Below are 13,781 nucleotides of genomic sequence, written 5' to 3'. Positions count from 1 at the left end.
ACCTCAGGCCCGCGCCAGCTGGGCGTGCATCTCCTGCACCGAGATCACGCTGAGTTCGTCCATGTGGCGCATGCCTTCGACGGCAGCCTCCGCACCGAAGATGGTGGTGATGGTGGTCACGCGCGCGGCCAGCGACGAGGTCCGGATCAACCGCGAATCGGTGATCGCATTGCGGCGCTCTTCGACGGTGTTGATCACCATGGCGATCTCGTTGTTCTTGATCATGTCCACGATGTGCGGGCGGCCTTCGGTCACCTTGTTCACGGTGGCGCAGGCGATGCCCGCGGCGGCGATGGCGGCCGAGGTGCCTTTGGTGGCGATCAGCTCGAAGCCCAGCTTGGCCAGGCCGCGCGCGACTTCCACCGCACGCGCCTTGTCGTTGTTCTTCACCGAGATGAAGACCTTGCCCGACTTCGGCAGGATGGTCCCGGCGCCCAGTTGCGACTTCACGAAGGCTTCGCCGAAGGTCTTGCCCACGCCCATCACTTCGCCGGTCGACTTCATCTCGGGGCCGAGGATGGTGTCCACACCCGGGAACTTGACGAAGGGGAACACCGCCTCCTTCACGCTGAAGTACGGTGGCGTCACTTCCTTGGTCATGCCCTGCGACTTCAGCGACTGGCCCGCCATGCAACGTGCCGCGACCTTGGCCAATTGGATGCCGGTGGCCTTGCTCACGTAAGGCACGGTGCGCGACGCCCGCGGGTTCACTTCGAGCACGTAGATGACGTCCTTGCCGTCCTTCTGCTGGATCGCGAACTGCACATTCATCAGGCCGACCACGTTCAGCGCTTCGGCCATCGCCGCGCTCTGGCGCTTGAGTTCGCCGATGGTCTCCTGGCTCAGGCTGTAGGGCGGCAGCGAGCAGGCCGAGTCGCCCGAGTGCACGCCGGCCTGTTCGATGTGTTCCATCACGCCGCCGATCAGCGTCCCGCCTTCGGCGTCGCGGATGCAGTCGACATCGCATTCGACCGCGTCGTTCAGGAAGCGGTCGAGCAGCACCGGCGAGTCGTTGCTGACCTTGACGGCTTCGCGCATGTAGCGCTCCAGGTCGCGCTGCTCGTGCACGATCTCCATCGCACGGCCGCCGAGCACGTAGCTCGGACGCACGACCAATGGGTAACCGAGTGCAGCGGCTTTCTCAAGCGCTTCGGGCTCGGCGCGGGCCGTCGCGTTCGGCGGCTGGCGCAGGCCCAGCGTGTGCAGCAGTTGCTGGAAGCGCTCGCGGTCTTCGGCCGCGTCGATCATGTCGGGCGAGGTGCCGATGATCGGCACGCCATTGGCTTCGAGGTCGAGTGCGAGCTTCAACGGCGTCTGGCCGCCGTACTGCACGATCACGCCGAGCGGTTTTTCCTTGTCGACGATCTCGAGCACGTCCTCAAGGGTCAGCGGCTCGAAGTACAGACGGTCGCTGGTGTCGTAGTCGGTCGACACGGTTTCCGGATTGCAGTTGACCATGATGGTCTCGTAGCCGTCTTCGCGCAGGGCGAGCGCGGCATGCACGCAGCAGTAGTCGAACTCGATGCCCTGGCCGATGCGGTTGGGGCCGCCGCCGAGCACCATGATCTTTTTCTTGTCGGTCGGGTCGGCTTCGCACTCGTCTTCATACGTCGAGTACATGTAGGCCGTGTTGGTCGCGAACTCGGCCGCGCAGGTGTCCACGCGCTTGTACACCGGGCGCACGCCCAGGGCGCGGCGCTTCTCGCGGATGGCGGTGTCGGTGGTCTTCAGCTGCCGCGCGAGGCGGCGGTCGGAGAAGCCCTTCTTCTTGAGCGCGAGCAGCGTGTCCTTGTCGATCTCGTCGAGCGACTTGGTTTCCAGTTCGAGCTCGATCTTCACAATCTCCTCGATCTGCACCAGGAACCACGGGTCGATCTTGGTCAACGCGAACACCTCGTCCACGGAGAGGCCCATGGCGAAGGCGTCGCCGACGTACCAGATGCGCTCGGGGCCGGGTTCGCCCAACTCCTTTTCGAGCACTTCCCGGTCCTGCGTCTTCTCGTTCAGGCCGTCGACGCCCACTTCGAGGCCGCGCAGGGCCTTCTGGAACGATTCCTGGAAGGTGCGGCCCATGGCCATCACTTCGCCCACCGACTTCATCTGCGTGGTCAGGCGCGAGTCGGCCTGCGGGAATTTCTCGAAGGCGAAACGCGGGATCTTGGTGACCACGTAGTCGATCGACGGTTCGAACGATGCCGGCGTGGCACCGCCGGTGATGTCGTTGCGCAGCTCGTCGAGCGTGTAGCCCACGGCGAGCTTGGCCGCGACCTTGGCGATCGGGAAGCCGGTGGCCTTCGACGCCAGCGCCGACGAGCGCGACACGCGCGGATTCATCTCGATGACGACCATGCGGCCGTCCTTCGGGTTGATCGAGAACTGCACGTTCGAGCCGCCGGTGTCGACGCCGATCTCACGCAGCACGGCCAGCGACGCGTTGCGCAGGATCTGGTATTCCTTGTCAGAGAGCGTCTGCGCCGGCGCCACCGTGATCGAGTCGCCGGTGTGCACGCCCATCGGGTCGAGGTTCTCGATCGAGCAGACGATGATGCAGTTGTCCGCCGTGTCGCGGACCACTTCCATCTCGTACTCCTTCCAGCCGAGCAGCGACTCTTCGATCAGCAGCTCGTTGGTCGGCGAGGCTTCCAGGCCGCGCTTGCAGATGGTCTCGAACTCGTCCGGGTTGTAGGCGATGCCGCCGCCGGTGCCGCCCAGCGTAAAGCTCGGGCGGATCACGGTCGGGAAGCCGAGCGTCTTCTGCACGGTCCAGGCTTCTTCCATCGAGTGGGCGATGCCCGAGCGCGCCGAACCCAGGCCGATCTTGGTCATCGCGTCCTTGAACTTCAGACGGTCCTCGGCCTTGTCGATGGCTTCGGGCTTGGCGCCGATCAACTCGACCTTGTACTTGTCGAGCACGCCGTGGTGCCACAGGTCGAGCGCGCAGTTCAGCGCGGTCTGGCCGCCCATGGTCGGCAGGATCGCGTCGGGGCGTTCCTTGGCGATGATCTTCTCGACCGTCTGCCAGGTGATCGGCTCGATGTAGGTCACGTCGGCCGTGGCCGGGTCGGTCATGATCGTCGCGGGATTGCTGTTGATCAGGATGACCTTGTAGCCCTCTTCGCGCAGTGCCTTGCAGGCCTGCACCCCGGAGTAGTCGAACTCGCAGGCCTGGCCGATGATGATCGGGCCGGCGCCGATGATGAGGATGCTCTTGAGATCTGTGCGCTTAGGCATTCTTGTTTCCTGCTTTGTGCTTTTCCATCAATGCCGTGAAGCGATCGAACAGGTAGCCGATGTCGTGCGGGCCGGGCGAGGCTTCCGGGTGCCCCTGGAAGCAGAAAGCCGGCTTGTCGGTGCGGGCCAGGCCCTGGAGCGTGTTGTCGAACAGGCTGATGTGCGTGGGTCGCAGCGTGGCGGGCAGCGACTTCTCGTCGACCGCGAAACCGTGGTTCTGGCTGGTGATGCTCACACGGCCGTTGTCCAGGTCCTTCACCGGATGGTTCGCGCCGTGGTGGCCGAACTTCATCTTGAAGGTCTTCGCGCCAGAGGCCAGCGCCATGATCTGGTGGCCCAGGCAGATGCCGAAGGTCGGGATGCCGGTCTCGATCAATTCCTTGACGGCGCTGATCGCGTAGTCGCACGGCTCCGGGTCACCGGGGCCATTCGCCAGGAAGATGCCATCGGGCTTGAGCTTGAGCACATCGGCCGCGGGTGTCTGCGCCGGCACCACCGTGATGCGCGCGCCGCGCTGGGCGATCATGCGCAGGATGTTCTTCTTGACGCCGTAGTCGAAGGCAACGACGTGGAACTTCGGCGTGATCTGCACGCCGTAGCCCGAGCCCAGCTTCCATTCGGTCTGGTTCCATTCGTAGGTCTGTTGCACCGACACGACCTTGGCGAGGTCGAGCCCGGCCATGCTGGGCGCGGCCTTGGCGGCGGCAATCGCCTTGTCGGTCAGCGCCTGCGACACCGTCTCGCCAGCGGCCAGGCCCAGGATGCAACCGTTCTGCGCGCCGTTGGTGCGCAGATGGCGGGTCAGCTTGCGGGTGTCGATGTTGGCGATGGCGACCGTGTTGCCGCGCACCAGGTATTGGTTGAGCGTCTCGGTGTGGCGGAAATTCGACGCGATGAGCGGCAGATCCTTGATGATCAGCCCGGCAGCATGGATCTTGTCGGCCTCGACGTCTTCCTCGTTGACGCCGTAGTTGCCGATGTGCGGATACGTGAGCGTCACGATCTGCTGGCAGTAGCTCGGGTCGGTGAGGATTTCCTGGTAGCCGGTCATGGCGGTGTTGAACACCACTTCGCCGGCCGTGGAGCCGGTGGCTCCGATCGAGTTGCCGAGAAAGACCGTGCCGTCTGCGAGCGCCAGAATGGCGGGAGGGAAGGCTCCCTGAAGAGACAAAAGCACTGGGTTCTCCGGATGGATGACGCCCAAAGCGCAAACCAAGTCATCCCATCACGATGGGAAGGTTGCGGCTTTCGTCGAAAGTGAGGCTTGCGTGCGCTGTGGGCGGGGTGTGAGCGGGAAAGCCTCCGATTATAGCCGCCGCGCCCTCAGCTTTTGGCCGCTGCAGCGCTGGCGTGAAGGCAGATCGCCGCTGCCGCCGCCACGTTGAGCGACTCCTCGCCGCCGGGCTGGGCGATGCGAATGTGGTGCGTCGCACGTGCCTCCAGCGCGGGCGAGACCCCCTGCCCCTCATGGCCCATCAGCCAGGCGCAGGGATGCGGCAGCGCCGCCTTGTGCAGCCACCCGCCCTGGTGCGAGCTGGTGGCGACCAGCGGCACCTGCAGCCCGTCGAGCACGTCGATGTCCACGCCTTCGATCAGCCGCAGGCCGAAGTGCGCGCCCATGCCGGCGCGCAGCACCTTGGGCGCCCACAGCGCGGCCGTGCCCTTGAGCGCCACCACCTGGGTGAAGCCGAAGGCCGCGGCGCTGCGCAGCACGGAGCCGACGTTGCCGGCGTCCTGCAGGCGGTCGAGCACGACCGTCGGCGCATCGGACTGCAGGTCGGGGCGCATCGGCAGGTGCAGCACGAAGCCCATCGGTGCCGGCGATTCCAGGCCGCTCGCGGTCGCCAGCAGCGCATCGGCCACGACGACGGTCTTGTCGGCGGCATTGGCCCATTCGAACTGCGCCTGTGGCCAGAACGATTCGGCGAAGACCCCCAGCGCGGGGCGCACCCCGCGCACCAGCGCTGCACGGCAGAGGTGGTCGCCCTCCAGCCAGACGCGGCCCAGCTTGCGGTAGGCGCCGGGGTCCTGCGCGAGCTTGCGCAGGTCCTTGAGCAGCGGGTTGTCGCGCGAGCTGATGTGGCTCGTTTCGGGCTGGCTCATGAGCCGGTCCGGACGTCGACCGCCAGTTGCACGCCGTCGCCGTAAAGCACCGTGGTCACCGACACATCCATCGGTGCCGGCGCCGATGCGATGGCTGCGGCACGCGCGAGCGCTACCGCGACCGGAGAGAAGGAACGCCGGTGATGCACGCAGGCGCCGTGACGCCTCAGTGCTTCGAGATGCTCCGGCGTGCCATAGCCCTTGTGGCCGGCGAAGCCGTAGTGCGGAAACTCCAGGTGCAGTTCCTCGCAGAGTCGGTCGCGGTGCACCTTGGCCAGGATCGACGCCGCCGAAATGGCCTTGACCCGCGCATCGCCCTTGACGATGGCCTCGGCCAGCACGTCGAGCGTCGGCAACCGGTTGCCGTCGACCAGCACCTTGGCCGGCTTCAGCCGCAGGCCCTCGACCGCGCGCCGCATCGCGATCATGGTCGCCTGCAGGATGTTGTGCGTGTCGATCTCTTCCACCGTGGCGTGCGCCACCGAGCAGCACAGCGCCTGGGCGAGGATCTGATCATGGAGCCGCTCGCGCTGGAGGGCCGTCAGCGTCTTGGAATCAGCCAGACCGCGGATCGGCCGGCGGTCGTCGAGGATGACGGCCGCCGCCACGACCGGACCGGCGAGCGGGCCGCGGCCGGCCTCGTCCACGCCGGCCAGCAGCCCGGGCGCGTCCCACAGCAGCGCGGCTTGCTCAGCCTTCAAGAACTTGCTCGATCGCATCGGCGCAAAGGGTCGGGGTGTCGCGCAGCAGTTCAGCGTGCAGCGCGGTGAAACGGTGTTGCAGGGCCTCCACTTTGGCCGGCTCGGCCAACCATTGCAAGGTGGCGTCGGCCAGCGCCTGCGGTGTCGCGGCCTCCTGCAGCAGTTCGGGCACCACGAAGTCGTTGCACAGGATGTTCGGCAGGCCGACCCACGGCTGCAGCTGCTGCCGGTGCATGAGGTGCCACGACACGCGGTTCATGTTGTAGGCGATGACCATCGGCCGCTTGAAGAGCGCCGCCTCGAGCGTGGCCGTGCCGCTGGCGATCAGCGTCGCATCGCAGGCCGCCAGCGCGGCGTGCGAAAGGCCGTCGAGCAGCCGAACCTGGCCCGCCATGCCGCTGGCCTTGAGCGCTTCCTCGACCTCGGCGCGCAGGCCCGGGATGACCGGCGCGATGAAACGGATGTCCGGCTGCAGCCGATGCATCAGCGCCGCCGCCTGGAAGAAGCGCGACGCGAGGTAGCGCACTTCGGAGCGCCGGCTGCCGGGCAGCAGCGCCACCACGCGCGCCGCCGGGTCGAGGTCGAGCGCCATCCGCGCGGCCAGGCGGTCCGGCTGCATCGGGATCACGTTGGCCAGCGGATGGCCCACGTAGCTCGCCGACACGCCCTGCTCCGCCAGCAGTGCGGGCTCGAACGGAAAGATGCACAGCACGTGGTCGGCGGCGGCGCGGATCTTCTCGATCCGGTCGGCGCGCCAGGCCCAGATCGACGGGCAGATGAAATGCACCGTCTTCATGCCGCGACTGCGCAGCCCGGCTTCCAGGTCGAGGTTGAAATCGGGCGCGTCGATGCCGATGAAGAGATCGGCCCAGTCGCGCAGCAGCCGCGACTTCAACTGGCGCCGGATGCCCGCGATCTCAGCGTAGTGGCGCAGCACTTCGATGTAGCCGCGCACCGCCAGTTTCTCCTGCGGCCACCAGCTTTCGAAGCCACGCGCCAGCATCTGCGGGCCGCCGATACCGGCTGCCTGCATGCCGGGCCAGCGCGCACGCAGTCCGTCGAGCAGGAGGCCGGCCAGCAGATCGCCCGAAGGCTCGCCGGCGACCATCGCGAACTGCCGCGTTGCTGCGTCGACCATGCCGTGCTCGCTCAGCGCGCGATGCCGCTGGCGGAGGTGGCGAGGAAGGTGTCCATCAGCGTCGCATCCGCGGCTGCCTCCGGCGCCTGGGCGGCCAACGCGGCGATGGCGGCGCGCGCCTCTTCCAGCGTCTTGCCCTGCCGATAGATCAGCTTGTGCATCTCGCGGATGGCGGCGATGCGGCCGGTCGAGAAGTCGCGACGGCGCAGTCCCACCAGGTTCACGCCGCGCACGGCCAAGGGGTTGCCGTCGACCACCATGAAGGGCGGGACATCCTTGCCCACGTGGCTGGCGAAACCGATCATCGCGTGGGCGCCGATGCGCATGCGCTGCAGCACGCCCGTGAGGCCGCCGACCGTGGCCCAATCGCCCACCTCCACGTGCCCGGCGAGCGTGGCGTTGTTGGCCATCGTCACCTGGTTGCCGACCTGGCAGTCGTGCGCGATGTGCACATAAGCCATGATCCAGTTGTCGTCGCCGATGCGGGTCACGCCGCCATCCTGGACAGTGCCGAGGTTGAAGGTGCAGAACTCGCGGATCGTGTTGCGGTCGCCGATCACCAGTTCGGTCGGTTCACCCGCATATTTCTTGTCCTGCGGCGCGGCACCCAGCGACGCGAACTGGAAGACCCGGTTGTCGCGGCCGATGGTCGTGCGGCCCTCCACGACGCAGTGCGCGCCGATGGTGGTGCCGGCGCCGATCCGCACGGACGGACCAATGACCGCGTACGGCCCGACCACGACGGACGCGTCGAGCTCGGCCTTCGGGTCGACGATCGCCGTCGGGTGAACCTGCGTCATCCCCTGCGGCACCTCAGTTGATCTGGCGCATGGCGCACATGAGCGTCGCCTCGCAGGCGAGCTCGCTGCCGACCAGCGCGCGGCCCTTGAACTTGGAGATACCGGCCTTCATGCGTTCGATCTCGACTTCCAGCGTGAGCTGGTCGCCGGGCTCGACCGGCCGCTTGAAGCGGGCGCCGTCGATGGCAGCGAAGTAATAGACCGTGTTGTCGTCGGGCACGATGTCGAGTGACTTGAAGGACAACAGCGCCGCCGCCTGCGCCATCGCTTCGAGCATCAACACGCCAGGCATCACCGGGCGGTGCGGAAAGTGGCCGTTGAAAAAGGGCTCGTTCATGGTCACGTTCTTCAGTGCCGTGATGCGCTTGCCCTTTTCCATGTCGAGCACGCGGTCCACCAGAAGAAAGGGGTAGCGGTGTGGAAGCAGTTTGAGAATCTGGTGGATATCGAGCGTCGTCGTCATAATTTTTCTATCCTGCGTCGTCTTTTTTTTCCAGCGCCTTCAGCCGATCACGCAGACCGTGCAGTTGCTTCAGCGTGGCAGCATTTTTTTCCCAGGCGGCATTGTCGTCGATGGGAAACACACCCGTGTACTGCCCGGGCTTGAGGATCGATCGCGTGACCACCGTGGCCGCCGAGATGTGCACGCCGTCGGCCAGTGTCAGGTGACCGAGCACGATCGCCCCGCCACCCACGGTGCAATGGGCGCCGATCACGGCACTCCCCGCCACGCCGACGCATCCGGCCATGGCCGTGTGCTTGCCGATGCGCACGTTGTGGCCGATCTGAATCAGGTTGTCGAGCTTCACGCCGTCCTCGATGACCGTGTCCTCCAAGGCCCCGCGGTCGATGCAGGTGTTGGCGCCGATCTCGACGTCGTCCCCGATGTGCACCGCCCCGAGCTGCTCGATCTTGACCCATGCGCCGTCGTGTGGCGCCAGGCCAAAGCCATCGGCACCGATAACCACGCCAGGGTGCAACAGGCAGCGCGCACCGATGTGGCAATCCTCGCTGACCGTCACGCGCGACTTCAGCACGGTATCGGCGCCGATGCGGGCGCCCCGCTCGATCACGCACAGCGCGCCGATCGACGCGCTCGGGTGAACCACGGCTTCGGCGTGGATCACCGCACTGGGATGCACCTGGACCGGCTCTGGACGCGCATGCGCCTTCTTCCAGAGCTGCGTCAGGCGCGCAAAGTAAAGGTAAGGGTCGGGCGTGACGATGAAGGCGCCGCGTGCGGCTGCGACCTCGCGCATGGCGGGCGATACGATCACGCAAGCTGCAAGGGAAGCCGCCAGTTCCTTGCGGTACTTGGGATGGCTCAGGAAGCTGAGCGCGTCGCCACTGGCAGACTGCAGGGGCGCCAGCCGCTCGATGCAGGTCTCGCGGTCGCCGGTGAGCTCGCCCCCGAGGGTATCGACGATGGCTCCGAGCCGCAACGCCACGCGAATGCGGCTACTTGCCGCCGTTGGTGGCGGCCGGCGCAGCGGAAGAAGCGTTCAGCGCCTTGATCACCTTCTCGGTGATGTCGTGCTTCGGATTGATGTAGATCGCTTCCTGCAGGATCGCGTCGTACTTCTCGGCTTCGGCCACCTGCTTGACCACGCGGTTGGCACGGTCGTAGACCTGCTGCAGCTCCTCGTTCTTGCGGGCGTTGAGGTCTTCCTGGAACTCGCGACGCTTGCGCTGGAATTCACGGTCCTGGTCGACCAGCGTACGTTGACGCTGCGTGCGCTGACTCTCGGGCAGCGTCGGCGCTTCGCGTTCGAACTTCTCCGATGCCGCCTTGAGCGCATCGCCTTGTGCTGTCAGGTCGCGTTCGCGCTTCTGGAATTCCGATTCCAGCTTGGCCTGCGCAGCCTTCGCGGGCTGCGCTTCGCGCAGCACGCGATCGGGGTTGACGAAGCCGATGCGAAAGCTTTCCTGGGCCTGCACGGCAAACGAAGCGACCACGGAAAGCAGCAGCGCGCCGACGGCGCGGTACGAATGGTTCATCAGAAAGAGGTACCGATCTGGAATTGGAAGCTCTGCATTCTATCCTTGTAGACGCCGGCCGCCGCGTCCTCTTCCTTCTGGGAACGTACCGGCTTGGCATAGGCGACGCGCAGCGGTCCGAGCGGCGAAATCCAGCTGATGCCCAGGCCGACGGACGCACGGATTTTCTTCTGGGCCGCCCACTGTGCATCGGTTTGCGTGCTGCGATCGCTGAACACGTTGCCAGCGTCGAAGAACCCATAGAGGCGCAGCGTGCGATCGTTGCCAGCGCCCGGGAACGGCGTGCTCAGTTCGGCGTTGAAGATGGCCTTCTTGGTGCCGCCCAGTGCCGCTTCGGTCACCGCATCGCGGGGTCCGAGCGAGTTCTGCTCGAAGCCGCGGATCGATCCCAAGCCACCGGCATAGAAATTCTTGAAGATCGGATAGGTACTGCCGCCCAGCGCCTTGGCGTAGCCGACTTCGCCGTTGAGGGCCAGCGTGTACTGTTTGCTGAGCGGGAAATACTGCTGGTATTGGTAGCTGCTCTTGAGGTACTTCAAGTCCCCGCCGGCGCCCCACTCCACGTTGGCACGCTGCACACGACCCTTTGTGGGAACGAGCGCGCTGTCGCGATCATCCCGCGCCCAGCCGATCGTCACCGGAATCCCCCACTTGCTGTCGTCAGCGCAACCAGTGATGGTGTTGCTGGCGGCGTCGAAATTGCAGTTGAAGTAGTCGCGGTAGGCCTGCGGCGTAGCGCCTGCGAACGTCGACCCAGGCTGGAACGTGAAGCGTTCCAGGCCCACGCCAAAGAACACGGTGTCGACTTCGCTGAACGGCACGCCGAACTTGATGCTGCCACCTTCGCTCACCAACTTGTAGTCCCCGTCACGATCGTAATAGGGGCGTGTGGTCTGATGAAAGAGGCTGAAGGTGCGGGAGATGCCGTCCGATGTGAAGTACGGGTCGGTGGCAGTCAACGAGATGGTGCGGTAGTACTTGCTGGTGTTCACCTGCACACCCAGAAAGTTGCCCGATCCGAACACGTTTTCTTGCGAAATGCCGAAAGTCAGCGACACCTTTTCCGCACTGGAGAAGCCGGCGCCCAGCTGCAGCGAACCCGTGGGCTTTTCGGCAACGGTGACGGTCAGATCGACCTGATCGGGCGAGCCCGCCACTTCCTGGGTTTCGACGTTCACGTCGGTGAAGAAACCCAGGCGGTCGACGCGGTCGCGCGACAGTTTGATCTTGTCACCGTCGTACCAGGACGCCTCGTACTGGCGGAACTCGCGGCGGATGACCTCGTCGCGCGTCTTGTTGTTGCCGCCGACGCTGACACGGCGCACGTAAACGCGGCGCGCCGGCTCGGCTTGAAGCACGAGTTGCACGCGGTTGTTGACCCGGTCGATCTCGGGCTGTGATTCGACGCGCGCGAAGGCATAGCCGAAGGTGCCGAAGTAGTCGGTGAACGCCTTGGTCGTTTCGGTCAACTGTTCGCCGTTGTAGGGCTCGCCCGGCTTGATTGTCACCAGCGATTTGAATTCTTCTTCGCGACCCAGGTAGTTGCCTTGCAGCTTCACGCCCGACACGACGAATTTCTCACCTTCGGTGATGTTGACGGTCACGGTCAGATCCTGCCGGTCCGGCGAGATGGCGACCTGGGTCGAATCGATGCGGAACTCGAGGTAGCCGCGTGTCAGGTAGTACGACCGCAGCGTCTCGAGGTCGGCGTTGAGCTTGGCGCGCGAGTACTGGTTCGACTTGGTGTACCAGCTCATCCAGCCACCGCTGTCCTGGTCGAACAGACCGAGCAGTGTCGATTCGCTGAAGGCTTTGCTGCCCACCACACGCACCTCGCGGATGCGTGCCGATTCGCCTTCGGTCACGGTGAAGGACAGGTTCACCCGGTTGCGCTCGATCGGCGTGACCGTCGTCACCACCTCGGCGTTGTAGAGGCTGCGGCTCACGTACTGGCGCTTGAGCTCCTGCTCGGCGCGGTCGGTCAGCGCCTTGTCGTAGGGTCGGCCGTCGGCCAGGCCCACTTCGCGCAGTGCCTTCAGGAGCGCAGCCTTGTCGAACTCCTTGGTACCGACGAAGTCGACATCGGCCACCGTGGGGCGCTCTTCGACGATCACCACCAGCACGCCGCCGTTGACGTCCAGCCGCACGTCTTTGAACAGCCCCAGTTCGAACAGCGCACGGATCGCGGCCGAGCCACGTTCGTCGTTGTAGGTGTCGCCCACGCGCAGCGGCAGCGAGGCGAAGATCGTCCCCGGCTCGACGCGCTGCAGGCCTTCGACCCGGATGTCGCGAACGGTGAAGGGTTCGATGGCCCAGGCTGCCGTGGCAGCGAGCGTGCTGGCGATGAGCGCGGCCACGCTGCGCAGACGGAAGCGACTGTTTGAAGTGTTCATGAGTGAGTTGCTCCGGCGCACGAAGGGCCGGCGAGAGTTAACCAAAGAGCCCGAAGAGCCGGTTGACGTCGTTGAAAAGTGCGATGGACATCATCACGAGCAACAACGCCACCCCTCCCCGCTGAAGCCGTTCCATCCACGCATCGGACACGCTTCTGCCGGTCAGGCCTTCCCAAAGATAATACATCAGGTGTCCCCCATCGAGGACCGGCAGCGGCATGAGGTTCAGCACGCCGAGGCTCACGCTGATGAGCGCCAGGAACACCAGGTACTGGGTGAATCCAAGACTGGCGGATTTGCCGGCGTAGTCGGCGATCGTGAGCGGCCCGCTCAGGTTCTTGAGCGACGCTTCGCCGATCACCATCTTGCCCATCATGCGCACCGTGAGCGCCGAGACCTCCCAGGTGCGCACGACGCCGCGCCACAGCCCCTCGACCGGGCCCTGCCGCACGGTCAGCATGACCGGCGGTGCGCCCACGTAGGCGGCGATGCGCCCGACCATCGCGCCGTTGTCTTCGCGGACCTCGGGCGTCACGTCGATGGCCATTTCGCGCCCCGCACGAACGATCTGCCAGGACTGGGTCCGTGGTTGCGCGCCGTCGACCGAAGCCCGGATGAGTTCGCGCAACTGCTGACCGTCGACCACCGCCGTGGCCCCCACGGCACGCACCAGGTCGCCCTGGCGCAGCCCTGACCGCTCCGCCGGCCCGCCGGCGACCAGCTCGCCCAGCTCCGGCCGCGTCAACGGCGAGATCACGCCGATCTTGCGGAACAGTTGGGCATCGGCATCCTTCGCGTCGAGACGGCCGAGCGGCAGCACGAGCGTGCGCGCCGGACGACCGCCCTCGCCCGCCACCTCCATCGTGAGGTCGCGGCCGTCGAGTGCACCGCGGGTCATGCGCCAGCGCAGGTCCTCGAACGACGCCACCGGTGCGAGCTCGCCGTCGAAACCCGCGCGCGTGATCTGCTCACCGCCCCGCAGGCCGGCCTGCTCGGCCAGCGATGCCGCCACTGGTCGCCCCAGCACGGCGGCCGGTTCCTGCACGCCGATCCAGTTGACCACGGCATACAGCGCCACTGCGAGCAGCAGGTTGGCCAGCGGCCCTGCGGCAACGATGGCCGCGCGCGAACGCAGCGGCTGGGTGTTGAAAGCGAGATGGCGCTCTTCCGGCGGCACCGGCGCTTCGCGCTCGTCGAGCATGCGAACGTAGCCGCCCAGCGGGAAGGCGCCGATGACGAATTCCGTGTCCTGGCCCGGCCGCTGACGCTTGGGCTTCCAGCGGAACAGCGTGTGGCCGAAGCCGACCGAGAAGCGCAGCACCTTGACGCCGCAGGCCACCGCCACACGGTAGTGGCCGTATTCGTGCACGGCGATCAGCACGCCCAGCGCGACGATGAAGGCAAGAACCGTGAGCAT

General features: G+C 66.0%; 11 protein-coding genes. All 11 read right to left on the bottom strand.

All coding sequences use genetic code 11. The features are described 5' to 3' along the window. Window positions 1-3 precede the first annotated feature (3 nt). The 11 genes from carB to rseP all read right to left on the bottom strand — a co-directional run bounded on the left by carB (window position 4) and on the right by rseP (window position 13,781). On the bottom strand, window positions 4-3,231 hold the full coding sequence (carB, locus tag ACSFA2_RS15605) for a carbamoyl-phosphate synthase large subunit (protein WP_435456213.1): 3,228 nt from the start codon (window positions 3,229-3,231) through the stop codon (window positions 4-6). Then, a complete protein-coding gene (gene carA, locus ACSFA2_RS15600; RefSeq protein WP_435456212.1) occupies window positions 3,224-4,408 on the bottom strand; it encodes a glutamine-hydrolyzing carbamoyl-phosphate synthase small subunit in 1,185 nt (394 codons plus the stop codon). Before carA ends, carB begins: the two co-directional genes overlap by 8 nt. Before the next feature lie 146 nt (window positions 4,409-4,554). Continuing rightward, entirely contained in the window at window positions 4,555-5,334 is a 780-nt protein-coding gene (locus ACSFA2_RS15595; protein WP_435456211.1) for a TrmH family RNA methyltransferase, read from the bottom strand. Continuing rightward, window positions 5,331-6,053, bottom strand: coding sequence for a ribonuclease HII (gene rnhB / locus ACSFA2_RS15590; protein WP_435456210.1), 723 nt, complete (start codon window positions 6,051-6,053; stop codon window positions 5,331-5,333). The genes ACSFA2_RS15595 and rnhB overlap by 4 nt, the downstream gene beginning before the upstream one ends. Further along, on the bottom strand, window positions 6,025-7,173 hold the full coding sequence (gene lpxB / locus ACSFA2_RS15585; RefSeq protein ID WP_435456209.1) for a lipid-A-disaccharide synthase: 1,149 nt from the start codon (window positions 7,171-7,173) through the stop codon (window positions 6,025-6,027). The genes rnhB and lpxB overlap by 29 nt, the downstream gene beginning before the upstream one ends. Window positions 7,174-7,184: 11 nt before the next feature. Next, window positions 7,185-7,973, bottom strand: a complete 789-nt coding sequence (lpxA, locus tag ACSFA2_RS15580) for an acyl-ACP--UDP-N-acetylglucosamine O-acyltransferase (protein WP_435456208.1) — start codon at window positions 7,971-7,973, stop codon at window positions 7,185-7,187. Window positions 7,974-7,986: 13 nt separating this feature from the next. Continuing rightward, complete coding sequence (gene fabZ, locus ACSFA2_RS15575; protein ID WP_286645766.1) at window positions 7,987-8,436, bottom strand: 3-hydroxyacyl-ACP dehydratase FabZ; 450 nt, start codon at window positions 8,434-8,436, stop codon at window positions 7,987-7,989. 7 nt (window positions 8,437-8,443) lie between these two features. Further along, a complete protein-coding gene (lpxD, locus tag ACSFA2_RS15570) occupies window positions 8,444-9,421 on the bottom strand; it encodes a UDP-3-O-(3-hydroxymyristoyl)glucosamine N-acyltransferase (protein ID WP_435456207.1) in 978 nt (325 codons plus the stop codon). A 10-nt stretch (window positions 9,422-9,431) separates the two neighbouring features. Beyond that, window positions 9,432-9,971: an OmpH/Skp family outer membrane protein gene (locus tag ACSFA2_RS15565; RefSeq protein ID WP_435456206.1), complete on the bottom strand. Its 540-nt coding sequence runs from the start codon at window positions 9,969-9,971 to the stop codon at window positions 9,432-9,434. Further along, complete coding sequence (bamA, locus tag ACSFA2_RS15560; protein ID WP_435456205.1) at window positions 9,971-12,364, bottom strand: outer membrane protein assembly factor BamA; 2,394 nt, start codon at window positions 12,362-12,364, stop codon at window positions 9,971-9,973. Before bamA ends, ACSFA2_RS15565 begins: the two co-directional genes overlap by 1 nt. A 37-nt stretch (window positions 12,365-12,401) precedes the next feature. Further along, a complete protein-coding gene (gene rseP / locus ACSFA2_RS15555; RefSeq protein WP_435456204.1) occupies window positions 12,402-13,781 on the bottom strand; it encodes an RIP metalloprotease RseP in 1,380 nt (459 codons plus the stop codon).

The sequence above is a fragment of the Variovorax cryoconiti genome (genome assembly GCF_051216395.1).
Lineage (GTDB): Bacteria > Pseudomonadota > Gammaproteobacteria > Burkholderiales > Burkholderiaceae_C > Variovorax.
The sequence above is the reverse complement of the archived record's forward strand: the minus strand, read 5'-3'. Positions and strand labels throughout refer to the sequence as shown.